This window comes from Micromonospora sp. NBC_00617, from assembly GCF_045161355.1.
Lineage (GTDB): Bacteria > Actinomycetota > Actinomycetes > Mycobacteriales > Micromonosporaceae > Micromonospora.
The window spans coordinates 45,483-72,074 of record NZ_CP107751.1; the positions used below are offsets into that span (position 1 = coordinate 45,483).

At 71.5% G+C, this 26,592-nt stretch carries 27 protein-coding genes; 20 read left to right on the top strand and 7 right to left on the bottom strand.

What is annotated here, in order from left to right:
• Window positions 1-7: 7 nt before the first annotated feature.
• Window positions 8-1,486 (bottom strand): arabinofuranosidase catalytic domain-containing protein, encoded by a 1,479-nt coding sequence (locus tag OG505_RS00200; protein WP_405430123.1) that lies wholly within the window; start codon window positions 1,484-1,486, stop codon window positions 8-10.
• Window positions 1,487-1,873: 387 nt separating this feature from the next.
• Here OG505_RS00200 and OG505_RS00205 point away from each other — a divergent pair, with 387 nt between their 5' ends.
• From OG505_RS00205 to OG505_RS00220, 4 genes are all read left to right on the top strand, one after another.
• Window positions 1,874-2,710, top strand: coding sequence for a helix-hairpin-helix domain-containing protein (locus tag OG505_RS00205; RefSeq protein WP_405430124.1), 837 nt, complete (start codon window positions 1,874-1,876; stop codon window positions 2,708-2,710).
• Complete coding sequence (locus OG505_RS00210; RefSeq protein ID WP_405430125.1) at window positions 2,707-5,106, top strand: ComEC/Rec2 family competence protein; 2,400 nt, start codon at window positions 2,707-2,709, stop codon at window positions 5,104-5,106. The genes OG505_RS00205 and OG505_RS00210 overlap by 4 nt, the downstream gene beginning before the upstream one ends.
• Window positions 5,107-5,284: 178 nt before the next feature.
• Complete coding sequence (gene holA / locus OG505_RS00215; RefSeq protein ID WP_405434309.1) at window positions 5,285-6,265, top strand: DNA polymerase III subunit delta; 981 nt, start codon at window positions 5,285-5,287, stop codon at window positions 6,263-6,265.
• The gene (locus OG505_RS00220) at window positions 6,262-6,675 is read left to right on the top strand and encodes a hypothetical protein (protein WP_405430126.1); all 414 of its coding nucleotides are present in this window, start codon (window positions 6,262-6,264) and stop codon (window positions 6,673-6,675) included. The genes holA and OG505_RS00220 overlap by 4 nt, the downstream gene beginning before the upstream one ends.
• A 127-nt stretch (window positions 6,676-6,802) precedes the next feature.
• On the opposite strand, the gene rpsT is transcribed toward OG505_RS00220, so the two are convergent.
• Both rpsT and OG505_RS00230 read right to left on the bottom strand, forming a co-directional pair.
• Window positions 6,803-7,069, bottom strand: a complete 267-nt coding sequence (gene rpsT / locus OG505_RS00225; protein WP_007464006.1) for a 30S ribosomal protein S20 — start codon at window positions 7,067-7,069, stop codon at window positions 6,803-6,805.
• Between the two features lie 185 nt (window positions 7,070-7,254).
• The gene (locus tag OG505_RS00230; RefSeq protein WP_405430127.1) at window positions 7,255-8,304 is read right to left on the bottom strand and encodes a phosphotransferase; all 1,050 of its coding nucleotides are present in this window, start codon (window positions 8,302-8,304) and stop codon (window positions 7,255-7,257) included.
• On the opposite strand from OG505_RS00230, the gene OG505_RS00235 reads away from it, so the two are divergent.
• From OG505_RS00235 to OG505_RS00290, 12 genes are all read left to right on the top strand, one after another.
• Window positions 8,303-8,839, top strand: a complete 537-nt coding sequence (locus OG505_RS00235) for a DUF4240 domain-containing protein (RefSeq protein WP_405430128.1) — start codon at window positions 8,303-8,305, stop codon at window positions 8,837-8,839. The genes OG505_RS00230 and OG505_RS00235 overlap by 2 nt on opposite strands.
• A gap of 117 nt (window positions 8,840-8,956) precedes the next feature.
• On the top strand, window positions 8,957-10,831 hold the full coding sequence (gene lepA, locus OG505_RS00240; RefSeq protein WP_405430129.1) for a translation elongation factor 4: 1,875 nt from the start codon (window positions 8,957-8,959) through the stop codon (window positions 10,829-10,831).
• A 371-nt stretch (window positions 10,832-11,202) separates the two neighbouring features.
• Window positions 11,203-11,487 carry a GlsB/YeaQ/YmgE family stress response membrane protein gene (locus tag OG505_RS00245; protein WP_405430130.1) on the top strand — a complete coding sequence of 95 codons (285 nt, stop codon included), beginning with the start codon at window positions 11,203-11,205 and terminating at the stop codon, window positions 11,485-11,487.
• 636 nt (window positions 11,488-12,123) lie between these two features.
• Window positions 12,124-12,408 carry a GlsB/YeaQ/YmgE family stress response membrane protein gene (locus OG505_RS00250; protein ID WP_405430130.1) on the top strand — a complete coding sequence of 95 codons (285 nt, stop codon included), beginning with the start codon at window positions 12,124-12,126 and terminating at the stop codon, window positions 12,406-12,408.
• A 225-nt stretch (window positions 12,409-12,633) separates the two neighbouring features.
• On the top strand, window positions 12,634-13,920 hold the full coding sequence (locus OG505_RS00255) for a sugar ABC transporter substrate-binding protein (protein WP_405430131.1): 1,287 nt from the start codon (window positions 12,634-12,636) through the stop codon (window positions 13,918-13,920).
• Window positions 13,917-14,903: a carbohydrate ABC transporter permease gene (locus tag OG505_RS00260; RefSeq protein WP_405430133.1), complete on the top strand. Its 987-nt coding sequence runs from the start codon at window positions 13,917-13,919 to the stop codon at window positions 14,901-14,903. Before OG505_RS00255 ends, OG505_RS00260 begins: the two co-directional genes overlap by 4 nt.
• Window positions 14,900-15,730: a carbohydrate ABC transporter permease gene (locus OG505_RS00265; protein WP_405430134.1), complete on the top strand. Its 831-nt coding sequence runs from the start codon at window positions 14,900-14,902 to the stop codon at window positions 15,728-15,730. Before OG505_RS00260 ends, OG505_RS00265 begins: the two co-directional genes overlap by 4 nt.
• Window positions 15,731-15,755: 25 nt before the next feature.
• A complete protein-coding gene (locus OG505_RS00270; RefSeq protein ID WP_405430136.1) occupies window positions 15,756-16,391 on the top strand; it encodes an MOSC domain-containing protein in 636 nt (211 codons plus the stop codon).
• Between the two features lie 66 nt (window positions 16,392-16,457).
• On the top strand, window positions 16,458-17,054 hold the full coding sequence (locus OG505_RS00275; RefSeq protein ID WP_405430137.1) for a helix-turn-helix domain-containing protein: 597 nt from the start codon (window positions 16,458-16,460) through the stop codon (window positions 17,052-17,054).
• On the top strand, window positions 17,054-17,425 hold the full coding sequence (locus tag OG505_RS00280; protein ID WP_405430139.1) for a hypothetical protein: 372 nt from the start codon (window positions 17,054-17,056) through the stop codon (window positions 17,423-17,425). The genes OG505_RS00275 and OG505_RS00280 overlap by 1 nt, the downstream gene beginning before the upstream one ends.
• Window positions 17,422-18,345 carry an ABC transporter ATP-binding protein gene (locus tag OG505_RS00285; RefSeq protein ID WP_405430141.1) on the top strand — a complete coding sequence of 308 codons (924 nt, stop codon included), beginning with the start codon at window positions 17,422-17,424 and terminating at the stop codon, window positions 18,343-18,345. Before OG505_RS00280 ends, OG505_RS00285 begins: the two co-directional genes overlap by 4 nt.
• The gene (locus OG505_RS00290; RefSeq protein ID WP_405430142.1) at window positions 18,342-19,139 is read left to right on the top strand and encodes an ABC transporter permease; all 798 of its coding nucleotides are present in this window, start codon (window positions 18,342-18,344) and stop codon (window positions 19,137-19,139) included. Before OG505_RS00285 ends, OG505_RS00290 begins: the two co-directional genes overlap by 4 nt.
• A 110-nt stretch (window positions 19,140-19,249) precedes the next feature.
• Here the strand turns inward: OG505_RS00290 and OG505_RS00295 are convergent, their stop codons facing one another.
• The 3 genes from OG505_RS00295 to OG505_RS00305 form a co-directional block, all read right to left on the bottom strand.
• Window positions 19,250-20,152: a phytanoyl-CoA dioxygenase family protein gene (locus tag OG505_RS00295; RefSeq protein WP_091409805.1), complete on the bottom strand. Its 903-nt coding sequence runs from the start codon at window positions 20,150-20,152 to the stop codon at window positions 19,250-19,252.
• Window positions 20,153-20,372: 220 nt separating this feature from the next.
• Complete coding sequence (locus tag OG505_RS00300; protein WP_405430143.1) at window positions 20,373-21,233, bottom strand: hypothetical protein; 861 nt, start codon at window positions 21,231-21,233, stop codon at window positions 20,373-20,375.
• 163 nt (window positions 21,234-21,396) lie between these two features.
• The gene (locus tag OG505_RS00305) at window positions 21,397-22,206 is read right to left on the bottom strand and encodes an enoyl-CoA hydratase-related protein (protein WP_405430144.1); all 810 of its coding nucleotides are present in this window, start codon (window positions 22,204-22,206) and stop codon (window positions 21,397-21,399) included.
• 19 nt (window positions 22,207-22,225) lie between these two features.
• Here OG505_RS00305 and hemW point away from each other — a divergent pair, with 19 nt between their 5' ends.
• Window positions 22,226-23,449, top strand: a complete 1,224-nt coding sequence (gene hemW / locus OG505_RS00310; protein WP_405434311.1) for a radical SAM family heme chaperone HemW — start codon at window positions 22,226-22,228, stop codon at window positions 23,447-23,449.
• A gap of 35 nt (window positions 23,450-23,484) precedes the next feature.
• Here hemW and OG505_RS00315 read toward each other — a convergent pair whose 3' ends face one another.
• Entirely contained in the window at window positions 23,485-24,123 is a 639-nt protein-coding gene (locus tag OG505_RS00315) for a DUF4870 domain-containing protein (RefSeq protein WP_405430145.1), read from the bottom strand.
• Between OG505_RS00315 and OG505_RS00320 the strand changes: the two genes are divergently transcribed.
• The 3 genes from OG505_RS00320 (at window position 24,122) to dnaJ (ending at window position 26,591) form a co-directional block, all read left to right on the top strand.
• On the top strand, window positions 24,122-24,265 hold the full coding sequence (locus OG505_RS00320; protein WP_405430147.1) for a hypothetical protein: 144 nt from the start codon (window positions 24,122-24,124) through the stop codon (window positions 24,263-24,265). The genes OG505_RS00315 and OG505_RS00320 overlap by 2 nt on opposite strands.
• An 84-nt stretch (window positions 24,266-24,349) precedes the next feature.
• Window positions 24,350-25,372: a heat-inducible transcriptional repressor HrcA gene (hrcA, locus tag OG505_RS00325; protein WP_405430148.1), complete on the top strand. Its 1,023-nt coding sequence runs from the start codon at window positions 24,350-24,352 to the stop codon at window positions 25,370-25,372.
• 73 nt (window positions 25,373-25,445) lie between these two features.
• Window positions 25,446-26,591: a molecular chaperone DnaJ gene (gene dnaJ / locus OG505_RS00330; RefSeq protein WP_405434313.1), complete on the top strand. Its 1,146-nt coding sequence runs from the start codon at window positions 25,446-25,448 to the stop codon at window positions 26,589-26,591.
• Window position 26,592: the final 1 nt, after the last annotated feature.

Consider the following 26,592-nt stretch of genomic DNA (forward strand, 5'->3'; position numbering starts at 1 on the left):
GGCCTGATCAGCTACGCAGGGCCCACTGCTGGTTCTGCTGCCCGTTGCAGGCCCAGAGGATGACCTTCGTGCCGTTGGCGGTGGCGGCGCCGTTGGCGTCGAGGCAGAGCCCGGACTGGACGCCGGTGATGGAGCCGTTCGCGTTGACGTTCCACTGCTGGTTGGTGCCGCCGTGGCAGTCCCAGATGATGACCTGGGTGCCGTTGGTGGTGCCCTGGCCGTTGGCGTCGAGGCACTTGTTGCCGTACACCTGGATCTGCTTTCCGGCGGTGTAGGTCCAGCGTTGGGCGGTGCTGTTGCTGATGCAGTCCCACAGTTGCACCTGGGTGCCGTTGGTGGTCGTGCCGTTCGGCACGTCGACGCAGCGGCCGGACTGGGCGCCCACGACCTGGACGTTCTGCTGCGGGTTGCCGCCGCTGGCGGGGGTGTAGGCGGCAGCGGCGATGTTGGCCTGCACGGCGTCGTCGGTGGCGGCCGACGGGTAGCCAGACGTCAACACACCCTCGAAGAAGGTGCCCCGGCCGGTGATGCTGTTGTCGCCACCGATACCGAGCAGGATCGCCCCCTCCTTCTTCATGGGGTTGTAGCCGTTGGGGCGTCGACCGTCGAAGTAGGTGGTCAGGCCGCCCGACTGCGCGTTGCCACCCCGGATCGCCCAGTGGTTCGGCTCGCCCTTGACCATGGCGGTCACGAAGTGGTGGTTGATGGACGCGATGTTGTTGTAACCCGCGTTCACCCCGGAGAACAGGCCCCACTCCAGGTCGGCCATGATCCAGGGGCCCGCCCCTGCTCCATAGCCCCACTGCTTGTTGGCGCCGAAGTAGACGGTCTCCATGATGGCGCGCTCGTCGGCCTGGACGTTGGTCTGCGCGTTGCCGTAGTCGAAGCAGCACCACTGGTTGTAGTGCGTGCCGTCGACGACGGCGTAGATGCCCTCGGGCTGGTCGCCGGTCGCGACGCCGTTGGTGTTGTTGTTGCGGTAGCCGGTGCCGGGGGCGATGTAGACGCCGTACGCCTTCTGCCCGCCGATGGTGACCGGTGCCGCCTTCGCGTCGGCGAGGTTGTCGTACCCGCCGGCGGCGGGGCCGCTGAAGCCGCCCGGAGGCGCCTGGGTGAGGCGGTTGTTGCGGCCGGACTGGTCGTAGATGACCGTGATGACGCAGTTCGTGTTGGCGCAGAACGTGTCCTGCGTGGCGGCGTTGGCGACGCCGCCGGCAGTGAGCACGCCGACGTCGCGGGTGGTGTTGTCCGACGAGCGGCGGACCTGGTAGAGCGGGCCGTTGTACGCCCCGTACAGGGCTCGGGTGGTGCTGTGCGCGGCCACGCACGGTGTGCCGCCGGAGGCGTAGATGTCGCACGGGCCGGTGCCGGCGGCCCGGGCGACGCCGGGCGTCTCGGAGACCACGTAGACGCCGGCCCCGGCGACGAGGACCAGCAGGGTCCCGGCGGCGGCCAGCGAACGGCTCAGCCTTCTCTTCACGTCCATGGATTCCTCTTCGGTCAGGTGGTGGGGATGGGTGGCGGTCAGGGATCCCACGGACGTCGACGGAGGGCGGGTGTCCGTCGGGTGGGCGCACCTCAGCGGGACGGGACGTGCCGCGTGGCCCGTTCCTGTGGACTGGCGCGGTGCGGGATCGGTCCGCTGGGCACTGGTCCACGGTGACGTCACACGTCATACCTCTAACATTAATGGCTGTCCATGCGCAAGCGCTACCTCTCGTGCCCGACCGCGGTGCGCCGCGACGGCTCGTCGCCCCGGGTGGCCGGTAGCAGACCGGGACATGATCAGGGCGTTGTCCACAGTGGGGTCAGTTGTCCACAGGTCGAGCCCGGAACTCCCCGGCGTGCCGCCCGTCGGCCCTAGCGTCGCGGTGTGTCGCAGGACGAGGAGACCGAGGTACGCCAGCGTCTGCGCCGGTTGACGGCGCCGACGGGTGGCGGCGTGCCGCTCGCGGGGGTGCCCCCGTTCGACGTGCCGCTCGCGAGGGCGCTTCCGTTCGGCGTGCCGCCACCCCGGGTCGGTGCGTCGTCGACCGACCTGGCCGCGCACCTGCCCCCCGAGCCCGACGGCGGCGGCGCCGCACGGCTGCCCGGTCCGGGCGCGTTCGATCCGGGGCGGCGCGGCGTGCGGGCGTTGGCGGTCGTCGCCCTCGTGGTGGTGCTGGCCGCCGCTGGTTGGGCGTGGCGGTCCCGGCCGCACGCGGAACCGGTCGCCCCGTCGACCGGCGAGGCGGCCCCGGCCGTCTCGGCGGAGCAGGGGAGCGCGTCGCCGGCCGGCGAGCTGGTGGTGGCGGTCGCGGGCAAGGTGCGCAGGCCCGGGTTGGTGCGCCTGCCGGCCGGGGCCCGGCTCGCCGACGCCGTGCAGGCGGCCGGCGGCCCGCTGCCCGGGGTCGACGTGGCGCTGCTCAACCCCGCCCGCAAGGTCACCGACGGCGAGTTGATCGTGGTCGGGGTGACGCCGCCACCGGTGCCGGGGGGTGGGGCCGATCCGGCTGCCGGCGGGGCACCGGCCGCCGGCGGTCCGCTGAACCTCAACACCGCGACGCTGGCCCAGCTCGACGCCCTGCCCGGGGTGGGACCGGTGCTCGCCCAGCGGATCCTCGCCTACCGGGATCAGCACGGCGGGTTCAAGGGCGTCGGTGACCTGCGCCAGGTCGACGGGATCGGTGACGCGCGCTACGAACAGCTCAAGGATCTGGTGACGGTGTGAGCGGCGCTCAGCCCATCCCGTCGAGCCACCGCCAACCCCCAACCCCACCGCCGGATCTCCGGCTCGCCGGGCTGGCCGTGGCCGCCTGGCTCACCGCGCTCGCCGGCCTGCACGTCGGCGTCCGCCCGCTCCTGCTGGTGGGCGGGGCAGCGACCGTGCTGTCGGCGTTGAGCGTCCTGCACCTGCTCGGCCGACTCGGCCGCCCCCGAGGTTCGGCCCGTCGGCACGGCTGGATCGCCGTCGCGGTCGGCCTCGGCGTGCTCTGTGGCGCGGCGGCAACCGCCGGTCGCCTGGCTGTCCGGGACGCGCCGCCGATCCGCGTCCTGGCCGAGCAGCGCGCTCCGGTCATCGCCGAGCTGGTCGTGCGGGACGATCCGCGCCCGATCCGATCCGCCGGCCGTCCCGGCATGCTGCTGGTGTCGAGTGAGGTGGTCCGGCTGACCGGTCCGAAGGGCCAGCGGATCCGGGCATCGGCGCGGCTGCTGGTCCTGGCCACCGACCCGGGCTGGCGAGGTCTGCTGCCCGGGCAGCGCGTGACCGCCGAGGGCCGTCTCGGCGTTCCGCGCGGCGGCGACCTCACCGCGGCGGTGCTCGGCGCCACCGGGCCCCCCGAGCGTCACGGTGCGCCGTCCTGGGCGCAGCGCGCCGCCGGCACGCTGCGCGCCGGCCTGCAACGGGCCTGCGTGCCCCTCCCCGACGATCCGGGTGGCCTGCTGCCGGGGCTGGTGGTGGGGGACACGAGCCGCCTGTCGCCCGCTGTCGAGGAGGATTTCCGAGCGACCGGAATGACACACCTCAATGCTGTTTCGGGCAGCAACGTCGCGATCGTGTTGGGCGCCGTGCTGTTGTTGGCCCGCTGGGCGCGCGCCGGCCCGTGGCTCGCCGGCCTGCTCTGCGGGGTGGCGCTGGTGGGGTTCGTCATCCTGGTCCGCCCGTCGCCGAGCGTCGTCCGGGCCGCCACGATGGGGGCGATCGGGCTCGTCGCGCTGGCCGCCGGTCGACCTCGGGCCGCGCTGCCCGCACTGGCCGCCGCCGTCACGGTGCTGGTGCTGGTCGACCCCGAGCTGGCCGGCGACGCCGGGTTCGCGCTGTCCGTGCTGGCCACCGGAGGTCTGCTGCTGCTCGCGCCGCGCTGGCGGGACGGGCTGCGCCGCCGGGGTGTCCCGGCCGGGCTGGCCGAGGCGTTGGCGGTGCCGGCGGCCGCCCAGGTGGCCTGCGGGCCGGTCGTCGCCGGCATCTCCGGCACGGTCAGTCTGGTGGCCGTGCCGGCCAACCTGCTGGCGGTGCCGGCCATCGCCCCCGCGACGGTGCTGGGCGTGACGGCCGCCGTGCTGTCGCCGGTCTGGCCGGCCGGGGCCGGGTTCGTCGCCTGGCTGGCAAGCTGGCCGGCCTGGTGGCTGGTCGTCATCGCCCGCCAGGGCGCCCGCCTCCCGGCCGGCACCCTGCCCTGGCCGGGCGGCGCGTGGGGCGCCCTGCTGCTGGCCGGGCTGACCGTGGCGCTGCTGGTCGCCGCACGTCGACCGCTGGTGCGCCGAGTGGTGGCGGTCGTCGCTGTCGCCGCGCTGCTCGGCGCCCTCGGAGTCCGGCTGATCGCCACCGGCTGGCCGCCGCCCGGTTGGGTGGTGGTGGCCTGTGCGGTGGGGCAGGGCGACGCACTGGTGCTGCCCGTCGCCCCCGGCCGGGCGGTGGTGGTCGACGCCGGCCCGGAGCCGGGCGCGGTGGACGCGTGCCTGCGACGGCTCGGCATCCGGGAGGTGCCGCTGCTCGTGGTCAGCCACTTCCACGTCGACCACGTGGGCGGGGTGGCCGGCGTGTTCCGGGGCCGGCGGGTGACCGCCGTGCTGACCCCAGCATCGACGGATCCGGCGAGCGGCCGGGACGCGGTCCGCGCGGCGGCGACGAGCGGGCGGGCCACGCTGCTCGGCACCACCGCCGGGGCGCTGCATCGGGTCGGCGGTGTCGACCTGCTCGTGCTCGGTCCGCCGTACCCGCTGGCCGGCACCAGGTCCGATCCGAACAACAATTCGTTGATGCTGCGGGCCACGGTCGCCGGCGTGCGGATCCTGCTGCCCGGCGACGCCGAGACCGAGGAGCAGCACGCCGTGCTGGCCCGGACGGCGCCGGGGCAGCTGAGGGCGGACGTGCTGAAGGTCGCCCACCACGGCTCGGCGTATCAGGACGACAGCTTCCTGGCCGCCGTACGGCCGGCCATCGCGTTGGTGCCGGTCGGCGCGGGCAACACCTACGGGCACCCGAGTCCGGCGCTTCTGGCCCGGCTCAGCAGCGGCGGCGCCCGGGTCCTGCGGACCGACACCGATGGTGACCTGGCGGCGATCCGGACCGGCGATGGGCTGGCGGTGGCCCGTCGAGGGGTGCTACCCGGACGACCACCGTGAGAGCCGACCGCGGGACAGGCCGGCTCTGCCGTGGAAATTGCAGCATTATGGAGGAAATGCCGACCCTCTTGCGGATTAGATGGCGAACCGAGGTAAATGTCTGGATTTGCGCTTAGTGCGGGCCGCGCCGACCGGGCGGCGAATGAGCAGGCCCGTACCCGCCATGGGCCGTGCGAATATGGGCGACGTGACCCCCGCCAGCCTCGCCCCCATTCTGCTCGTCCTCGGCGACGAGGAGCTGCTCGCCACGCGCGCCGTGACCGAAGCTGTCGAGCGGGTCCGCAGCGTCGAGACCGAGGTGGACGTTCGCGAGTACCAGGCAGGTGCGCTCACCGTCGGTGAAATCGCCGAGATGCTCAGCCCCTCGCTGTTCGGTGGGCGGCGGCTGCTCATCCTGCGCTCCGGCCAGGACGCCCGCAAGGACCTGGCCGCCGCGCTGCTGGCGTACGCGAAGAATCCCGACCCGGACGTCCAGTTGCTGGTGCTGCACCTGGGCGGCGCCAAGGGCAAGGCGTTCGCCGACGGGCTACGGTCGGCCGGCGCGACGGTGATCTCGGCGGCCAAGCTCAAGGGGCACCGCGACCGGGTGGCCTTCGTCCGTGACGAGATCCGCCGGGCCGGCGGCAGGTGCACCGACGACGCCGCCGAGGCGCTGATCGCGGCGGTCGGCAACGACCTGCGCGAACTGGCCGCCGCCTGCTCCCAGCTCATCGCCGACACCGACGGGCGGATCAGCGCCGAGACGGTGGCCCGCTACTACCGGGGTCGGGTCGAGGTGACCGGCTTCACGGTGGCGGACGCCACCATGGTCGGCGATGTGCCGGCTGCCCTGGAGGCGCTGCGCTGGGCCCTGCACGTCGGTGTCGACCCGGTGCCCATCGCGGATGCCCTGGCCGACGGGGTGCGCACGGTGGCCCGGGTGGCGTCGGCCGGGCGGGGTAACCCGTACCAGCTCGCCAGCAGTCTCGGCATGCCGGCCTGGAAGATCGAGCGGGCGCAGCGGCAGGGGCGCGGCTGGACGCCGGAGGGGCTGGTCCGGGCCATGCAGGTCGCCGCCGAATGCAACGCGGCCGTCAAGGGCGGCTCGGACGACCGGGCGTACGCCCTGGAGCGCGCGGTCTTCTCGGTTGCGGCCGCCCGGCAGGGCAGTGGCCGGTGACGGGGCCGAACCGTACGGCGTGGGCCACCATGCCCGCCGACGAGGAGCGATACCGGCCGCTCTATGCCCGGCTCCTCGGCCTGCGGTTCGTCAACCCCGGCGGGGTGCTCTGCTTCCTCTTCTTCGAAGGCGCCATCGCCCTGGCGGTGCTTCTCGCCCTCGCGGAGCTGGTGACCTGGTGGGCGGTGGTGGTGCTGCCCGTGGTGGTGGCGGCGATGGTCAAGATCAACGACATGGTGGCCGCCGTGGTGGTCCGTTCCGCCGCGCTCGTGCCCGAGCAGGAGCGGGACCGTTTCCGTCGGCAGATGGAGCCGGTCGTCGGCCGGGCCCGGGTCTCGAACGGCGTGACCGCGGTGGTGGTCACGACCGACCCGGTGCGGCCCACCCGCCGCACCGGGTCGTTGGACTGACCGCCGGCCGCGGCACGGGCACGCCGTCGGGCCGCCCGCGACGCCAGCACATCGACCTGTCCGTGGACACACGGAAGCCCCGGACCGGGGGCCCGGGGCTTTCCGAATCAGTCTGACGGTGAAGTCGTCAGGCGGAGAGCGCCACCACGCGCTTCGCGATCGCGGACTTGCGGTTCGCGGCCTGGTTGGAGTGGATCACGCCCTTGCTGACGGCCTTGTCCAGCTTGCGAGAGGCGTCCAGCATGAGGGCGGTCGCCTTCTCGACGTCACCGGCCTCGGCAGCCTCGTTGAACTTCCGGACGGCGGTCTTCAGCGACGACTTGACCGACTTGTTGCGCAGCCGGGCCTTCTCGTTCTGCCGGTTGCGCTTGATCTGGGACTTGATGTTCGCCACGCGACAGCCTCGTCTTGATAGCTCGGGTTGGTCAGCTTATTGCGCGGGATGACGAACATGCGTCATCGCTGCGCGAAGAGCCAGGTTACCAGGTCGCCCGGGACGAGCCAAAACGGCTCGGTCGTCGCGCGGCCCATCCCGGCCCGACGACCACCAGCCTACGCCCCGGCCAGGCCGGCCCCGCGTCACCGCCAGCCCTGTCGGCGGGCGAGCCAGTCGAGGGTCTGTTCGCCGCTCCACCGCTGGTGCGCCGAACGGTGCCCAGAGGCCGTCGCCGGTGTCGCGTCCGCTCCCGTGAGGTAGTAGCCGGCCAGCGCGGCCAGGGTGGCGTCCAGCGCGTCCGGTTCAGCGCCCGCCGACGCCGGGTGTTCGGCGAAGAGGCGGTCGGTGTCCAGGCCGCTGGCGTACGCGGTGAGCAGCAGGCCCACGAGGTCGAACCAGGCCGGCCCGGAACAGGCCCAGGTCCAGTCGCAGAACCAGGCCCGACCGTCACCGCCGATGAGCACGTTGTCCACCCGCAGGTCGCCGTGGATCATGCCGGTCGCGCCGTCCGCGTACCGGGGGAGACGGGACTCCAGCGCCACCAGTTCGGGCAGTCGACCCCGGGCGGCGCAGGGCAGCGGCGGGAGCGGCTCCCGGCCGGCGGCGACCTCCTCCCACCAGAGGATGTCCGAGCGGGCCAGCTCGGCGAGATGTGGCAGGCCGAGCGCGGTCAGGCCGGCCGGCGGGGCGGCCAGGGCGGCGGCGACCTCGGCGTACGCGGCGAGAGTGGCGTCCAGCTCGGCTCGCGTCCAGGGCAGGCGCGGGGTGTGGCCGTCGACCGCGTCGGTGCAGAGCGCGAACCAGCCGGCCTCGTCCAGCGTCCACCGCAGGCGGGGCGCCGGCAGGCCGGCCGGCAGCCGGTCGAGGATCGCGGCTTCCCGCGCGTACCCCTGCGCGAGGCGCGGTTGCGCGACGGCGGGTGCCGCCTTGACGAAGGCCCGACCACCGTCGGCGGTGTCGAGCACGGCGGCGAACCCCCGGGTGAAGCCGGCGGCGGCGATCCGGGCGGCGACCACCGGCGTGCCGAGGCGCCCGGCGATCGCGGCCCGCAGCGCGGCCGGTAGGGCTTGCCACGACGGGCGCAACGCACCCTCGTGGTACGGCAGCGGGGGCAGCGGCGGGGAGGACACCCCACCATGCTGCCTCGGGGTACGTGCGCGGCGCGCGGCGACACTGCCAGACTGCCAAGCCATGAGGACCGAGGACTTCTGGCAGCTGATCGACCAGGCCCGCGCCGGAGGCGGGGGAGAGCCCGGGCCGGTCGCCGCGCGGGCCGTCGCCCTGCTCGCCGAGCGCGATCCGCAGGACATCGTCGGGTACGCCCACCACCAGCGGCGGGTGCTGGCGGCCTCGCACAAGGCGGACCTGTGGGGCGCGGCGTACCTGATCAACGGCGGCGCGTCAGCGGACGGCTTCGAGCACTTCCGGGGCTGGCTGATGACCCAGGGGCGGGCGGTCTTCGCCCGCGCGGTCAGCGACCCCGACTCCCTGGCCGAACTGCCTCAGGTGCGGGCCGCCTCGCTCAGCGGGGAGGAGTTCTCCGCCGAGCAGATGCTCTCGGTGCCCTGGGACGCGTACCGCAAGGCCACCGCGTCGGAGTTGCCGGAGGACCGCGAGCCGGTGCGTACGCCCGATCTCAACGACTTCTGGGACTTCGACGACGAGGAGGAGGCCCGCCGCCGGCTGCCCCGGCTGGCCGCGCTGTTCGTCGAGCCGCCCGTGGAATGAGGAGTTCTCGGGACCGATCCGTCGCCCGCGCAGTGGGCGTACCCAGGCGGCGTGGGAACATGGAGGGGGTCGGCGGCGTGCCGGCCTGTTCACGTCAGCCGACCAGAACGGACCGCTGTGCCACCGAAGCTCGATCCCGGCGCGAACGCCCCTGGTGCCACCGACCCCGGTCGCATCCGGAACTTCGGCATCATCGCCCACATCGACCACGGGAAGTCGACCCTGGCCGACCGGATGTTGCAGCTCACCGGCGTGGTCGACCCGCGGCAGATGCGCGCGCAGTACCTGGACCGGATGGACATCGAGCGCGAGCGCGGCATCACCATCAAGAGCCAGGCTGTCCGGATGCCGTGGACCATCCGCGAGGGTGAGCGGACCGGTGAGCACGCGGTGCTCAACATGATCGACACCCCGGGGCACGTCGACTTCACCTACGAGGTGTCCCGGTCGCTGGCTGCCTGCGAGGGCGCCGTGCTGCTGGTCGACGCCGCGCAGGGCATCGAGGCGCAGACCCTGGCCAACCTCTACCTGGCGCTCGAGAACGACCTGCGCATCATCCCGGTGCTCAACAAGATCGACCTGCCGGCCGCCCAGCCGGAGAAGTACGCCGAGGAGCTGGCCCACCTGATCGGCGGCGACCCCGCCGACTGCATCCGGGTCTCCGGCAAGACCGGCGAGGGCGTCCCGTACCTGCTCGACGAGATCGTCCGGCAGTTCATCCCGCCGGTCGGCGACGCCGAGTCGCCCGCCCGGGCGATGATCTTCGACTCGGTGTACGACGTCTACCGGGGCGTCGTCACGTACGTCCGGGTCATCGACGGCCGGATCAGCGCCCGGGACCGGATCAAGATGATGTCCACCGGGGCCGTGCACGAGCTGTTGGAGATCGGCGTCATCTCGCCCGAGATGGTGAAGGCCGAGGCGCTCGGCGTCGGCGAGGTCGGCTACCTGATCACCGGTGTGAAGGACGTCCGGCAGTCCCGGGTCGGTGACACGGTCACCATCAACAGCCGGCCGGCGGCCGAGGCGTTGGGTGGCTACAAGGACCCGCAGCCGATGGTCTACTCCGGCCTCTACCCGATCGACGGGTCCGACTACCCCAACCTGCGTGAGGCTCTGGACAAGCTCAAGCTCAACGACGCCGCTCTGGACTACGAGCCGGAGACCTCCGGTGCGCTCGGCTTCGGCTTCCGTTGCGGCTTCCTCGGCCTGCTCCACCTGGAGATCATCCGGGAGCGACTGGAGCGCGAGTACAACCTCGACCTGATCTCCACCGCGCCCAACGTGGTGTACCGGGCGATCACCGACGAGGGCGCCGAGATCGTCGTCACCAACCCCAGCGAGTACCCCAACGGCAAGATCGCCGAGGTGTACGAGCCGGTGGTGCGGGCCACCGTGCTGACGCCCAACGACTACGTGGGCGCGGTGATGGAGCTCTGCCAGGGCCGGCGCGGCAGCTTGCTCGGGATGGACTACCTCTCCGCCGACCGGGTGGAGCTGCGCTACACGCTGCCCCTCGCCGAGATCATCTACGACTTCTTCGACCAGTTGAAGAGCCGGACCAAGGGCTACGCCTCACTCGACTACGAGCCGTCCGGCGAGCAGGCGTCCGACCTGGTGAAGGTGGACATCCTGCTGCACGGCGAGCCGGTGGACGCCTTCAGCGCCATCGTGCACAAGGACAAGGCGTACAACTACGGCGTCACGATCGCCGCCAAGCTGCGCAACCTCATCCCGCGCCAGCAGTTCGAGGTGCCGATCCAGGCGGCCATCGGCAGCCGGGTCATCGCCCGGGAGACCATCCGCGCGATCCGCAAGGACGTCCTCGCCAAGTGCTACGGCGGTGACATCAGCCGTAAGCGCAAGCTGCTGGAGAAGCAGAAGGAAGGCAAGAAGCGGATGAAGATGGTCGGCCGCGTCGAGGTGCCGCAGGAAGCCTTCATCGCCGCCCTGTCCTCCGACTCCGGCGACAGCAAGGCCCCCAAAAAGTAACCCCCCACCTGCGCCCCCGGTCCCGGCTGGCCCGCCTCCCGTGCCCCGGTGATCAAGAGGTTTGCGTCAGCCGCGGCCCGGATTCTGACGCGAATCTCTTGATCACCAGCGCCGGAGGCGGGGTGCAAGCCCGCCTGGGTGGGCGGTGGCTGGGGGATTTTTTTGGGGGCGTGGCCGGGGCCGTCGCCCTGGGCAACATGTTGCCTGACCTGTCTGGACGCGTTCCCACCCCAATCGACGCAGCCGTTCGGCATCGACGCCGACAACTTCTCTGTGGTTGAGTCGGTTTGGATTTTCGGTGGGTCGGGAACTTAGTCGTCACGACAGGAAGCACACATTGTGTGTCAGACATTCTTAGAAGGAGGGCGACCGTGGAGCTCACCGTGTGGGGCATCATCACTGCTATCTTTGTTGGTCTCATCGTCGGGGCGCTCGGCCGCCTGGTTGTTCCGGGTCGGCAGAACATGCCGATGTGGCTGCACCTGCTGATCGGTATCGGTGCGGCTCTGCTGGGTACGGTGCTGGCGCGGGCGATGGGTATCGCGACCGAGACGGCCGGTATCGACTGGACGGAGCTGTTGGTGCAGGTCGTGGTGGCCGCGATCGCGGTCGCGCTGGTGGCAGGCGTGGGTGGCCGCCGCCGCGTCACCCGATAACACCAGCACACCGGTAACACCGAACCACTTCCGAGGGGCGCCCGGCCGACAGGCCGGGTGCCCCTCGGCGTTCGTCGGGTCGGCGGGTGGGGTCGCCTCTCGGCTTTCGTCGGGCCTGCCGCGATCGCCCAGAGGGAGACCAGCACGACCTCACCGGCGCAGCCGGCCCTGCAGATCGTCGTGGCTGGCAGGTCTCCCTGCCTGGCGGCGTGCCGCGCGGACCGGTTGGCCTCCGCAGTGATCGACTCCACTGCGCCGATGTGGCGGCATTTGGTTCGCCGGACACCGCCACGTCGGCGCAGTGGAGTCGATCATGCTCGTGCCCAGCCAGGCACCCCGGCCGAACCCAATCGATCACGCCGCCGGCGTGCTCGATCTCCACAGCGCCGATGGCAGGGAGGTCGGGGCGACCGGGACGGCGCGATATCGCCGAAAGGGAGTCGATCACGCTGCGGCGTGGTGCCCGGCCGGCCGATGCGCGAGGCGGGCGCGTCGCCCGGTGGAACGTGCCGTAGTTGGCCAAGTCGTGATCGTCTGGGCGAGGAAGTCGGTTTGGATTTTCGGTGGGTCGGGAACTTAGTCGTCACGACAGGAAGCACACATTGTGTGTCAGACATTCTTAGAAGGAGGGCGACCGTGGAGCTCACCGTGTGGGGCATCATCACTGCTATCTTTGTTGGTCTCATCGTCGGGGCGCTCGGCCGCCTGGTTGTTCCGGGTCGGCAGAACATGCCGATGTGGCTGCACCTGCTGATCGGTATCGGTGCGGCTCTGCTGGGTACGGTGCTGGCGCGGGCGATGGGTATCGCGACCGAGACGGCCGGTATCGACTGGACGGAGCTGTTGGTGCAGGTCGTGGTGGCCGCGATCGCGGTCGCGCTGGTGGCAGGCGTGGGTGGCCGCCGCCGCGTCACCCGGTAACAACCTGGCATCACCGCACCACGGAGAAGGGCGCCCGACCAGTGGTCGGGCGCCCTTCTCCGTGGTGCGGTGCGTGGATTCGGCCCTACGCCACGGCCCGTCGGGTCGGTTCCCTGCGGTACGGTCGCGACGCTTCGGCCTGCCCACCCACTGTCGTAAAGGATTTCTTCGTACTAAGGTGCGGCGGAGAAGGTAAGTTCCAGGCGGCGCGAGGGGAGAAGTGGCGTGAACAGGTGGAAGCGGCTGGCCCCGGTCACCGCCGTGGTGGCCTCGGCCGCGATGGTGCTGACCGGCTGCGGAGGCTCCGACGACAAGGCGAGCGACGACAGCAAGCTCACGGTCTGGATGATGGGCGAGGGCGGCGACGCGCAGAACAAGTTCCTCGACGGCGTCGAGGCGGAGTTCCGCCAGAAGCACCCCGACACCGACGTGGTCGTGCAGTACATTCCCTGGCTGGAGGCGCCCAAGAAGTTCCAGGCCGCGCTCGCCGGTGGTGCGGGACCGGACATCACCGAGCTGGGCAACACCGAGACCCAGGGCTGGGCCGCGCAGGAGGCGCTCGCCGACGTCAGCGGCCGGATGGGCGGCTGGGCCGACGGCAAGGACCTGCTGCCCGACCTGGTCCGCAACGCGCAGCTCGACGGCAAGCAGTACGGCGTGCCGTGGTACGCGGGCGTTCGGGCGATCTACTACCGCACCGACTGGTTCGCCGAGGCCGGTGTGCAGCCGCCGAAGACCTGGGATGACCTGGTCACCGTGGCCAAGGCCGTGCAGGCGAAGAAGCCGGGCACCTACGGCATCGCGCTGCCGGGCAACTCCGAGTTGCCCTTCTATTCCTTCCTGTGGGGCGCTGGCGCCGAGATCGCCACGAACCAGGGCGGCACCTGGAAGTCCGGCTACACCACGCCGGAGGCGCAGCGGGCCGTCAAGTACTGGACCGACCTCGTGACCGTCCACAAGGTGGCCCCGCCGGCCGCCGCCGGTTGGAACGAGATCGACGCGCGTACCCAGTTCGCCACCGGCAAGGCCGCGATGGCGTTCGCCGGCAGCTGGCAGCAGGCCGCCATCAAGAAGGACAACCCCGAGATCGAGAAGGTCTGGGGTACGTTCCCGATCCCCGGCCCGGACAGCAAGGCCGCGCCCGGTTTCGCGGGCGGCTCGGATGTGGCGATCTGGAAGGACAGCGAGCGGCAGGACCTGGCCTGGGACTACCTCACCGTGCTGCTGAACAAGAAGAACGCGCAGAGCTTCGCGAGCAGCCTCGGTTTCTTCCCCGTCTACCAGGACCTGGTCGCCAGCGGCACGTACGCCGACGACAAGGTGATGGCGGCGTTCGCCACGACCATGCAGAACACCAAGCTCACGCCGCTCACCCCGAAGTGGGTGGAGGTCAGCCGGACGAAGACGGTGACCCAGGCGATGAACAGCTCGGTCATGAAGGGTCAGAAGACGGTCGAGAAGGCTACCGCCGACGCGGCCGGTGAGATGGAAAGCATTTTGAACAGCAAGTGAGTTTACCGACAAAAAACCCGGAAACGGCCGCCGCGCGGGAGAACCCCGCGCGGCGGCGTCGCCCGGTGGACCGCCTGCCCTACCTGCTGCTCCTGCCCGCACTCGTCATCATCGGGGCGCTGCTGCTCTGGCCGCTCGGCCAGGTGGTGGCGATGTCCTTCTACCGGCTCAACAGCGTCCGGCAGTTGCGCGGCGACCGGGAGTGGCCGTGGGTGGGGCTCGGCAACTACACCGACATCCTCTCCGACCCGTTCTTTCTGACGGTGCTGCGCAACACGGTGCTGTTCGCCGCGGCGAACGTGCTGCTCACGATGGTGCTCGGCACCCTGGTCGGGCTGCTGCTCAACCGGCTGGGTCGCAAGATGGCCACCTTCGTGGCCAGTTGCGTGATGCTCGCCTGGGCGACCCCGGCGCTGACCGGCACGATCGTCTGGAAGTGGATTTTCGACGACACGAGCGGCCTGGTCACCTGGCTGTTCAACGCGCTGCCGGACGGCCTCTCCGACGCCCTCTTCGGCCGTAGCGACTGGACCGGCTACGGCTGGTTCAACTCGCCGCTGCTGTTCTTCGCCATCCTCACCCTGGTGGTGGTCTGGCACTCGTTCCCGTTCATCGCGGTGAGCGTGCTTGCCGGTCTCAAGAGCGTGCCGAGCGAGTTGCACGAGGCGGCCCGGGTGGACGGCGCGAGCCCGTGGCGGGTCTTCTGGAAGATCACCTTCCCGCTGCTGCGCCCGGTCTTCGGGATCCTGATCGTGCTCTCCACCATCTGGGACTTCAAGGTCTTCACCCAGCAGTTCGTGCTGGCCGGCGGCACCCAGGACCGGCCGACGTTCATGCTCTCCATCTACTCGTACGCCGAAGCCTTCTCGCCGCCGCCGAAGTACGGCCTCGGCGCGGCGATCGCGGTGATCCTCACCCTGATCCTGCTCGTGGTGACCGGCTTCTACGTACGGATGGTGCTCAGGCAGGAGGACGAGTCGTGAAGAAGATCGCCCTCAACGGCGCCGGGCTGCTGGTCGCGCTCTTCGCGGCGTTCCCGGTCTACTGGATGATCTCCACCTCGCTGAAGCCGAGCAGGGAGATCTTCTCGTCCACTCCGCAGCCGGTGCCGGCCCACCCGACGCTGGCGCACTACCGGGAGATCCTGACCGGCAACCTGATCCCCGGCGTCAGCTTCCTGGACTTCTTTCTCAACAGCGCGATCGTCGCCGTCACCACGGTGGTGCTCAGCGGCCTGGTCGCCCTGCTCGCCGCGACGGCGGTGGCCCGGTTCCGCTTCAAACTGCGGACCAGCTTTCTGATCATGCTGCTGGTGGTGCAGATGATCCCGCTGGAGGCGCTGGTCATCCCGCTCTTCCTGATGATCCAGCGGCTGGGGCTCTACAACACCCTGCCCAGCCTGATCCTCACGTACCTCGGGTTCTCGCTGCCGTTCGCGGTCTGGATGCTGCGCGGCTTCGTCGCTGCGGTGCCCAAGGAGTTGGAGGAGGCGGCGGCGATCGACGGGGCCAGCCGGGCCCAGACGTTCCGCCGGGTGCTGTTCCCCCTCGTCGCTCCCGGCCTGGTCGCCACCAGCATCTTCTCCTTCATCACGGCCTGGAACGAGCTGATCTTCGCGTTGACGTTCATCAACGACCAGGGTCGCTACACGCTGCCGGTGGCGATGACCTTCTTCTTCGGCCGCGACGACACCAACTGGGGGCCGGTGATGGCGGCGTCGACCCTGTTCACCCTGCCGGTCATCATCTTCTTCCTGCTGGTGCAGCGTCGGATGGTCTCCGGGCTGGTCGCTGGCGCGGTCAAGGGCTGACCGTGCCGCCACTAGGCTGACCGCCATGACGGGCAGGGTGGCGGCGGTGAACCTCGGCGTGGTGACCGAGGCGGAGTGGGCCGGCGATGCGAGCGGTCGCAGCGGCATCGACAAGCGATCGGTCGACGGGCCGGTGGCGGTGCTCACCGGTGGCGTGGTCGGCGATTTCATCGGCGAGCGGGCCGTGCACGGCGGGTCCGACAAGGCCGTCTACGCGTACGCCGAGGAGGACGCCGGGTGGTGGTCGGCCGAGATCGGCCGGACCATCCGCTCGGGCGGTTTCGGGGAGAACCTGACCACCTACGCGGTCGACGTGACCGGCGCGGTGATCGGCGAGCAGTGGGCGGTCGGCACGGCCGTGCTTCAGGTGACGATGCCGCGTACCCCGTGCACCACGTTCGCCGGCTTCTGGGGGGTGCCCGATCTGATCCAGCGATTCACCGTGCGGGCCACACCGGGGGCGTACCTGCGGGTGCTGCGTGAGGGCGAGGTGGGTGCCGGCGATCCGGTCGAGGTCATCGAGCGGCCCGCACACGGGGTGACGATCGGCGAGGTGTTCCGGGCGACCAGTCTGGAGCCGGAGTTGCTGCCCCGGCTGCTCGACGCGGAGGACCTTCCGGCGCCGATCCGGGAGAAGGCCCGCCGCCGGCTGGGACGCTGATCAGCAAGTCGGCTCCGGCTTCCGCCGCCTAACGTTCTCACTATCAATAGTGATAATGTTCGGGTCGTGGGGATATCGAGAGAACGCTGGGCCGATCTGGCGCTGCACCCTGTGCGGATCCGGATCCTGCGTGCGGTCGCGGGCGCGCGCCTGACCACCCAGGCCCTGATCGAGCTGCTGCCCGACGTCCCGCAGGCCACCATGTACCGACAGCTGGCGATCCTGGTCAAGGCGGGGCTGCTCGAGGTGGTCGAGGAGCGCAAGATACGCGGCGCCGTCGAGCGGGTGTACGGGCTTCCCGCGCAGGGCGCGACGCTCGACCCCGCGAGCCTGGCCACGGCCACGGTGGAGGACCACGCACGTTACTTCACGGCGTTCGTGTCGAGTCTGCTGTCGGAGTTCTCCCGCTACCTCGCCCGGGGTCGGATTGACTTCGTCGCCGACGGGGTGGGCTACCAGCAACTCGTGCTGCACCTGACCGACGTCGAGTTCAGCGAGTTCGCCGCCGGCTTCAACGCGCTGGTCGGCCCACTGCTGGCCAACAAGCCCGGCAACGGACGGACACCCCGCCTGCTGGCGACCGTTCTGCTGCCGACCGACCCGCCGACGTCGGAGCGACCGGCGACGGCGGACGATTCCGAACCAACGAAGGGGGATGGCTGATGGCATCGGTCATGGTGACAAACGACGTGATCGACATCCGGTTCACCGGATGGGAGCGGTTGTGGACGGGGCGGGATCGGGTCGCGCTGCGTCTCGTCGCGGTGCGACGGGTCGACCTGGTGGACGATCCGCTCCGGCTGGCCCGTGGCGCCCGCCGCGGGTACGTGGTGTCCGGCTTCGCCAAGATCGGTGTCTGGGGCCTGTTCGGCGGCCCCCGGCAGCTCGTGGCGGCCCGCCGGGCGGAGCCCGGGATGCACCTCGTCCTGGACCGGCCGGCGGGCGGCGGTGAATTCGACGAGGTCGTGCTCTCCAGCCCGGCGGCACCGGGCCTTGTGGCCACGATCAAGCGTGCGATGGCGGCCCAGCAATGACCGGCGACGGGCTCGCGATCGAGGTGTCCCGCCTGACCAAGCGCTTCGGCGACGTCACCGCCGTGCGGGATCTGAGTTTCACCGTGGAGCCCGGTGTGGTCACCGGCTTCCTCGGCCCGAACGGCGCCGGCAAGACCACCACCATGCGCATGATGACCGGGCTGGTGGCGCCCACCAGCGGCACCGCCACGATCGGTGGGCAGCCGTACCGCCGACTGCCTCGGCCGTCGCGCACCGTCGGTGCGGTGTTCGACGCCACCGCGTTCCACCCCGGCCACACCGCCCGCGACCACCTGCGTGTGTACGCCGCGATGGGCGGACATCCGGACAGCCGGGTCACCGACCTGCTCGACCTGCTCGGCCTCACCGAGGCGGCCGATCGTCGGACTCGCGGCTTCTCCACCGGCATGCGGCAGCGGCTCAACCTTGCCACCGCGCTGCTCGGCGATCCCCGCGTACTGCTGCTGGACGAACCCGGCAACGGCTTGGATCCGGAGGGCATGTCGTGGCTGCGCGGTTTCCTGCGCGAGTTGGCCGAGCGGGGTCGCACCGTCCTGATCTCCAGTCACGCGCTCGGCGAAATCCAGCAGCTCGTGGACGACATCGTGGTGATCCGGCGCGGCGAACTCGTCGCCGCCGGGCCATGCTCCCGGCTCGCCGGCCCGCCCGCCGTGCTGGTCACCTCACCCGACGCCGACGCCCTCACTGCCGCCCTGACGGCAGGCCCCACCGATGGCGGCGCCATCCCGGACGTCGAAGCCATCGGGCCCGACCGGCTGCGGGTGCGTGGGCTGGACGCGCCGGGCATCGCCGACCGTGCCGCTGCTCGCCGCCTGCGGGTGCACGAGTTGGTCGTCGAGAGCGCCAGCTTGGAACACCTCTTTTTCCACCTCACCAGAGACGAGGCGGCCACCCGATGAACCTGGTGATCAGAGCGGAGTTCCGTCGGTTGCTGGCCACCCGGATGTGGGGTGGACTGCTCCTCACCGCCGCGGTGCTGGGTGGCGGCCTGTTCGGCGCCATGGCGCTGGCGGGCCCGGAAAATTTCGACCCCCCGATGCCGGGCCTGGACACCGAGGCCGGCCTCCGCGCGATCCTCGGCATGCTCGGCTACACCGCGTTCGTGCCGGCAGCCGCCGGTGCCTTCGTCGTCACGTCCGAGTATCGACACCGCACCGCCGCCGTCACGTTCCTGTTCGCGCCGCGCCGTGGGCGGGTGCTCGCCGCGAAGCTCGCCACCTACGCGGCCCTCGGCCTCGCCTACGGGGTCGTCCTCGCGGGCACTGCCGCGGTGGCGCTGCTCGCTGTCGCCGCCGCCCGCGGCGTCTCACTCGGTCTGCCGGTCACCACGGTGCTGGCGCTGCTCGGCCGTATCGCCGCGGCGATGGCGGTCTACCTGCTTGTCGGGGCGGGGGTCGGTGCACTTATCCACCACCAGATCGCGGCGCTGTGTGTCGTGACCGGCTACCTCTACGTGGGGGAGCCGGTGCTCATGATGATCCCCGGGGCCAACACGCTGTACCCGGTCCTGCCCGGCGGAGCCACCGCCGCGCTCACCGATTTCACCTACCTCGCCGACGCGATGTCCGCAGAACTCGGCAGCGGGGCCGTTCACCTGCTCCCACCGGTGACCGGTGCCCTCCTGCTCGCCGCGTACGCGCTGACCGCCTCGGCGATCGCCGTACTCGTCCCGATGCGCCGCGACGTCACCTGACCGACCGGGCGCGGTACCCGCCCGAGCAACGCCGGCCCGAGACGACGACGACCGGGCGGCAGGGGACAACCCCTGCGGCCCGGCCGTCGTCAGCCGTTCCTGTTGTCAGATCAGCGGAGCCAGGGGATGTTGCGGTCGAGCAGACCGCGTTCCTTGAGCTCCTTGCGCAGCGGGATCTCGTCGTCGACGTACCCGTCCCAGTTGATGCCCCAGTAGTTGGCGGTGTGGGTGCCCTCACCGATCAGCTGGCGCTGCACGGGCGTGCGGTTGCGGTACCACTCGCCGTTCACGTCGGGGTGCAGCTCGTCCAGCGGGCGGATCCACCGGTAGGTGTAGCCGACGAAGAGCATCTTGCGGGTGATGGTCGACAGGTTCGTCGACCGCGAGTGCCACTGCCGGCGGTCGAAGATGAAGGCGTCGCCCGGGTTGGCGGTGATCTCCACCGTGCCCTCCGGGTCGGGGTTCTGCACGGTGAGGTCCGCCGGCCGGGGCAGCGAGTTCTTCAGGTGGCTGCCCGGGATGACCTTGGTGGCGCCGCGGCCGGTCTCGGAGAGGTCGGACAGCACGTACGCGACCTTCAGCGAGAACATCGGCCGGGGCAGGTTCGGGTCCATCGTCTCCGGGTCGGAGTTCTGCCGGTACCCGTCCTGGTGCCAACCCCAGTAGGGCTTCTCCGGCTCGGCGGCCGGCGGGGTGACGTCCAGGTGGTTGTGGTGGGTGTAGATGTTCCAGCCGGCCAGCCCCCACATGTACGGGAAGGCGATCGGGTGGGTCAGCAGCTCACCGAAGAGCTCGTCGCGCTCCAGGAAGCCCAGCAGGTGCAGGGTGCCGTCCTTCTTGGTGGTGCCCTTGGCCTGCTCCTCCGCGTAGACGCGGTCGACCGCCGCCTCCAGCGCCGCCCGGTGGTCCTCCGTCAGGACGTTACGCAGCAGGAGGAACCCCTGCTCGTGGAACTCCTTGCGGTCAGTGTCGCTGATCGGTTCGTAGCCGGTCCGGTCGCCGTAATCGAACACCGCGTCGTACCCCTCCCCATGAGGTGAAACCATTTCTGGCACAGGCCGCCGATCGTAACGCGACTGTCCAGACATCGGGGAGGGCGTACGGCGCGGGCGGACCCGGGCCAGACCATCTGCAGTGGTCCTGCTGCGCACAGTGATATCTCTGTGGTGAATTAGGTTATGTGTGGCGTGGTGCCCGATTGTGCGGTGACTGCCGGTTAAGAGATCCGGGCCGTCAGCCGTCGGCGAAGACCTCGGCCACCACCTGACCCGCGGGGCCCTGCTCGCCGGTGACCCGGCCCCAGGTGCCGTTGCGGGCGGTCCATTCCAGGTCGCCGAAGCGGACCCGCTTCACCCCGTGGTCCTGGGCGTGCGAGACCAGCCAGTGCGCGTACCGCCAACCGTCGCGCTGGTCGTCCGCCGTCACCGCCAGCCCGGTCTGGCTGGCCGGGTCGGCGCTCGACACGCCCCAGTCCAGCACCAGGTTGCGGGTCAGTTGGGCGGTCGCCGCCGCGCCGTGCATCACCGGGGTACGCCCCACCGTGCAGGCCACCGCGCCGGTGACATCGCCGAGCAGGGCCCTGCTGAGCACCTCGGAGTCGTCGGCCCACTTCTGGTACGCCTCGGGGAACGCCGAGCGCTGCACCCGCTGGGCGGCATCGGTGACCCGCATCTTCTCCCAGCCGCGCACCTTCTTCAGCGCGGCGTAGAACCTGTTGGCCGCGTAGCGGGGGTCGCGGATCTGCGCCGACGTGCCCCAGCCCTGACTCGGGCGCTGCTGGAACAGGCCGACCGAGTCCCGGTCGCCGTCGGGGAGGTTGTGCAGACCCGACTCCTGGTAGGCGGTGGCCAGCGCGATCACCACGGCCCGCTCCGGCATCCCGCGCTGGGCGCCGATCGCCGCGATGGTCGCCGCGTTGGCCATCTGCTCGACGTCCAGCGCGACCCGGCCGTCGGCCTGGACCGTGCAGGTCCGTCCCGCCCGCGGCAGTCGCAGTTGATCCCCGACCTGCCGGACGACGAGCCAGATCGCGATCACGGCGACGAGGATGAGCACCATTCCACCCGCCACGGCTGTCCGAGTTCGCACCCACACCTCCTGAACGACAGTTCGACAAGCGTACGTCCCCGTCGGCGTCGTCCGGGTCGTCCGACCGGTTCGGGGTCCGCGCTGCCGCCGCGTACCGATCGGGACGTTCCCGCTCCGGGGCCGAACTCACCTGCCGCGCCGCCGCGACCGCCTGGTGCCCGTCCCGGTCCTACCCGCCATGATCAGCGGAACCACCGTCCAGAGCGGCCACCCATCGAGTTAATCTCTTCTCCCGGAAGGCCAGGACCCCCTCGCGCCCCTCGTCGGAGAGGAAGTACCCGGTCGAGAGGGCGGACAGCCGCGTCAGGTCAGCCCGCAGCTCGGCGGTGCCCGGCCGGCGCAGCAGCTCCTTCGCGCCGGCCAGCGCGCCGGGAGCGCCGCGCACCAGCGAGTCGCAGTAGCGCCGCACCGCGTCGTCCAGCCCGTCCGCCGGCACGGAGGCCGTGACCAGGCCGATCTCGGCGGCCCGTCGGCCGTCGAAGGTGTCCCCGGTCAGGTACAGCTCGGCGGCGGCACGCGGATGCAGCCGGGGCAGCACGGTCGCCGAGATCACCGCCGGGATCACCCCGATCCGCACCTCGGTGAAGGCGAACGTCGCCTCGTCGGCGCAGACCGCCAGGTCGGCGGCCGCGATCAGGCCCAGCCCGCCGGCCCGGGCCGGCCCGGCCACCCGGGCCAGCACCGGCTTCGGGCAGTCCCAGAGCGCCGCCAGCACGTCGCCCAGCATCCCGGCCGGCACCGTCCCGCTGGCGTACGCCGCGGCGGTCTCCTTCAGGTCCGCGCCGGAGCAGAAGACCGGGCCCGTGTGGTCGAGCACGATCACCCGGACCGCGTCGTCGGCCACCGCGTCGGCCAGCCCGGCCAGCAACTGGGTCATCAGGGCGGTGGAGAGCGCGTTGCGGTTGTGCGGGCTGTCCAGGGTGAGGGTGGTCACCCCACGGGCCGTGGCGACCCGCACGAGGACGTCGGGAGAGGTCATGCCGGGCACACTAGTGGCCATGCCCGGCGTCCTTCCAGATGGTGAGACCGTGCCCGTCGACGGATCGCTGCCCGCCACCGCCACCTCGGCGGTCGGCGCGCGCGGCTTCGGCGTGTACGTCCACGTTCCGTTCTGCGCCAGCCGCTGCGGCTACTGCGACTTCAACACCTACACAGCCGCCGAGCTGGGCGGGGGCGCCAGCCGCGAGGAGTACGCCGACACCGTGCTGGCCGAGCTGACGCTCGCCGCCCGGGTGCTCGGCGACAGCCCGCCACCGCGGGTCGACACGGTCTTCGTCGGCGGCGGCACCCCCACCCTGCTTCCCGCCGACGACCTGGCCCGCATCCTCGACGGCATCGACCGCACCTGGGGACTCGCCGCCGACGTCGAGGTGACCACCGAGGCCAACCCGGAGTCGGTCAGCCCGGAGTCGTTGCGGCGGCTGCGGAAGGCCGGCTACAACCGGATCTCGCTGGGCATGCAGTCCGCCTCCCCGGGGGTGCTGGCGATCCTGGACCGCAAACACAGCGCCGGTCGGGCCACCGCCGCCGCCCTGGAGGCCCGCGACGCCGGGTTCGAGCACGTCAACCTGGACCTGATCTACGGCACGCCGGGCGAGCGGGCCGAGGACTTCGCCGCCACGCTGGAGCAGGTCGTCGCCGCCGGGGTGGACCACGTCAGCGCGTACGCCCTCATCGTCGAGGACGGCACCCGGCTCGCCGCCCGGATGCGGCGCGGCGAGCTGGCGTACCCCAGCGACGACGTCGCCGCGGACCGCTACCTGGCCGCGGAGGCCGCCCTCGACGCGGCCGGCCTGTCCTGGTACGAGGTGTCCAACTGGGCGCGCACCGACGCCGCCCGGTGCCGGCACAACCTGCTCTACTGGACCGGCGCGGACTGGTGGGGGCTCGGGCCGGGGGCGCACAGCCACGTCGGCGGGGTGCGCTGGTGGAACGTCAAGCACCCCACGACGTACGCCCAGCGGTTGGCCTCCGGCGCGTCACCCGGCCTGGCCCGCGAGGTGCTCACCGTCGACGAGGCCCACATGGAGGACGTGATGCTCCGGCTGCGGCTCGCCAGCGGGCTGCCGCTGGCCGTGCTCGACGCGGCCGGCCGGGCCGGCGCCGAGCGTGCCCTCGCCGACGGCCTGCTGGCCGGCGGGGACTATGCCGCCGGCCGGGCGGTGCTCACCCTGCGCGGCCGGCTGCTCGCGGATGCGGTCGTGCGCGACCTGCTGCCCTGATCCGGGGGACCGGCCGGGGGAGCGGCCGGCCCGGATCACTTGACGAGGTTGGCCGAGAGTGGGTAGCGGTAGAAGCTGCCCTCGTTGGCCTTGATGCCGGCGAGGATGCCGAACACGGCACCGAGGATGATGGCCGCCCCGACGCCGATGAAGCCGATCAGGATGCACGAGAGCACCCAGCCGACCAGGCCGACGATCGACCAGATGAGCTGGAAGTTGAGCGCGGCGACGGCGTGCGCCCGGACCATCGGGGACTGGTTGCCCCGGGCCAGCATCGCCACCAGCGGGGCGATCCAGCCGAGCACGCCCCCACTGATGATCATCCCGGCCGCGCCGCCGAAGTGCGCGACCAGCGCCCAGGTCTTGTCCTCGTTGTTGGCGTAGCCGCCGCCGGGGCCGCCGAAGGCGCCGCCGGTCGGATAGCCGCCAGTCGGGCCGCCCGGGGGATAACCGCCCGGCGGGGGGTAGCCACCTGGCGGAGGGTAGCCGCCCGACGGCGGCTGGTCACCGGTGGGCGGCGGATAGCCACCGGCCGGGGGATAGCCGGCCGGGTCGGGTGCCCCGGACAGTGGTGCGGTGGGCGGCTCGGCCGCAAAGGGCGAGCTCGGGGGAGTCGGCTCCGGCGGGTAACTGCCGGGGTCTCCCGCACTGGGAGGGCGAGGTGGTTCAGTCATGACTGTCACGGTAGGTGTCGGCGGCAACGTCGCACCAGAGCGAGACCGCCCGATCGCGCGGGCCGATCGGCCCGCGCGGGGTGGCGCGGGCCGCACCGGCGGCCTGTCGTTGATCATCGCGCTGGCGGGGGCGCCGACGTAGACTGGCACTCGTTACAGTCGAGTGCCAGGACGGCCGTCGGCCCCGGGTGGGCTGCCGGCCGACGTGCGACAGGAGGTGCGGAGGATGGGTCTGGACGACCGCAAGCTCGCCGTGCTCCGCGCCATCGTCGAGGACTACGTCTCCACCCAGGAGCCGGTCGGCAGCAAGGCGCTGGTCGAGCGTCACCAGCTCGGGGTCTCCCCGGCGACGGTCCGCAACGACATGGCCGTGCTGGAGGAGGAGGGCTACATCCGGCAGCCGCACACCAGCGCCGGCCGGGTGCCCACCGACCGCGGCTACCGCCTCTTCGTCGACCGGCTGTCCCGGGTCAAGCCGCTCAGTCCGGCCGAACGCCGGGCTATCGAGCGCTTCCTCGTCGGCGCGGTCGATCTCGACGACGTGGTGCACCGCACCGTACGCCTGCTCGCCCAGCTCACCCGGCAGGTGGCCGTCGTGCAGTACCCGAGCCTGGCCCGCTCCTCGGTGCGGCACCTGGAGCTGGTGCCGATCTCCACCACCCGGCTGATGCTCGTCATGATCGCCGACACCGGGCGGGTCGAGCAGCGGCTGGTGGAGCTGCCCGGCCCGGTCCCCGCCGACGACGTCACCGACCTGCGCCGGCTCGTCAACGAGAAGCTCGCCGGCGCCCGGCTGTCCGAGACCCCGCCGCTGGTGCAGGCGCTGGTCGAGGAGGCGCCGGGCGAGCTGCGTCCGGCGATGACCACCCTGTCCACCGTCCTGCTCGAGACGCTTGTCGAGCGGCACGAGGAACGCATCGCTCTGGCCGGCACCGCCAACCTCACCCGGGGCGGCCTGCTCGACTTCCAGGGCTCGCTGCGGCCCATCCTGGAGGCGCTGGAGGAGGAGGTCGTGCTGCTCAAGCTCATCGGCGAGACCGAGCCCAGCACGACCCGGGTCCTGATCGGCGACGAGAACGAGTTCGACAACCTGCGCGCCGCCTCGGTGGTCAGCACCGGGTACGGCCCGGGGGCCACCATCGTGGGCGGCCTCGGCGTGTTGGGCCCCACCCGCATGGACTACCCCGGCACCATCGCCACGGTGCGCGCCGTGGCACGCTACGTGGGCGAGCTGCTGGCCCAGAACTGACCAGTCAGGGCCGACGGCCGGCTGCGGCCGCCGGTCGGCGTAACGCGAGACGAACATGAGGACACGGAACGCAGTGGCCAGGGACTACTACGGCATCCTCGGTGTCAGCCGGGAAGCCTCCGATGACGAGATCAAGCGCGCCTACCGCAAGCTGGCACGCCAGTTCCACCCGGACGTCAATCCGGACCCGGAGGCTCAGGATAAGTTCAAGGACATCAACGCCGCGTACGAGGTCCTCTCGGACGACCGCAAGCGGCAGATCGTCGACCTGGGTGGCGACCCGCTCGCCCCGGGAGGCGGCGGCGCGGGCGGCCCGGGTGGCCCGGGTGGAGCCGGCCCGTTCGTCGGCTTCCAGGACATCATGGACGCGTTCTTCGGCGGCGCGGCAGGTGGCGCCCGTGGCCCACGGCCGCGGACCCGGCCGGGCGCCGACGCGATCCTGCGCCTCGAGTTGGACCTGCACGAGACGGCGTTCGGCGTCGAGGCCCCGATCACCGTCGACACCGCGGTGCTCTGCACCACCTGCTCGGGCGCCGGCACGGCCGCCGGGACCCACCTGGCCACCTGCGAGGCGTGCGGCGGTCGGGGCGAGGTGCAGTCGGTGCAGCGCACCTTCCTCGGCCAGGTGGTCTCCGCCCGGCCGTGCACCGTCTGCCAGGGCTATGGCACGACCATCCCGCACCCCTGCCCCACCTGTGCCGGCGACGGCCGGGTGCGCACCCGCCGCTCACTCACCGTCAAGATCCCGGCCGGTGTCGAGGACGGCATGCGGATCCGGCTGGCCCAGCAGGGCGAGGTCGGCCCGGGCGGCGGCACCGCCGGTGACCTCTACGTGGAGATCCACGAGCGGCCGCACGACGTCTACTCCCGCAAGGGCGACGACCTGCACTGCCGCGTCACCGTGCCGATGACGGCCGCCGCGCTGGGCACCCGGCTCACCATCAAGACGCTGGACAGCGAGGAGACCGTCGACGTCAAGGCCGGCACCCAGCCGGCCAGCACGCTGCGGCTGCGCGCCCGGGGTGTGCCACACCTGCGCGGCACCGGCAGGGGTGACCTCTACGTGCACCTCGACGTCCGGACGCCCACCAAGCTCGACCCCGACCAGGAGAAGATGCTGCGCGACTTCGCCAAGACCCGGGGTGAGGAGGTCGCCGAGCTGACCAAGCAGGGCGGCTTCTTCTCCCGGATGCGCGACGCGTTCAACGGCCACGCCTGAC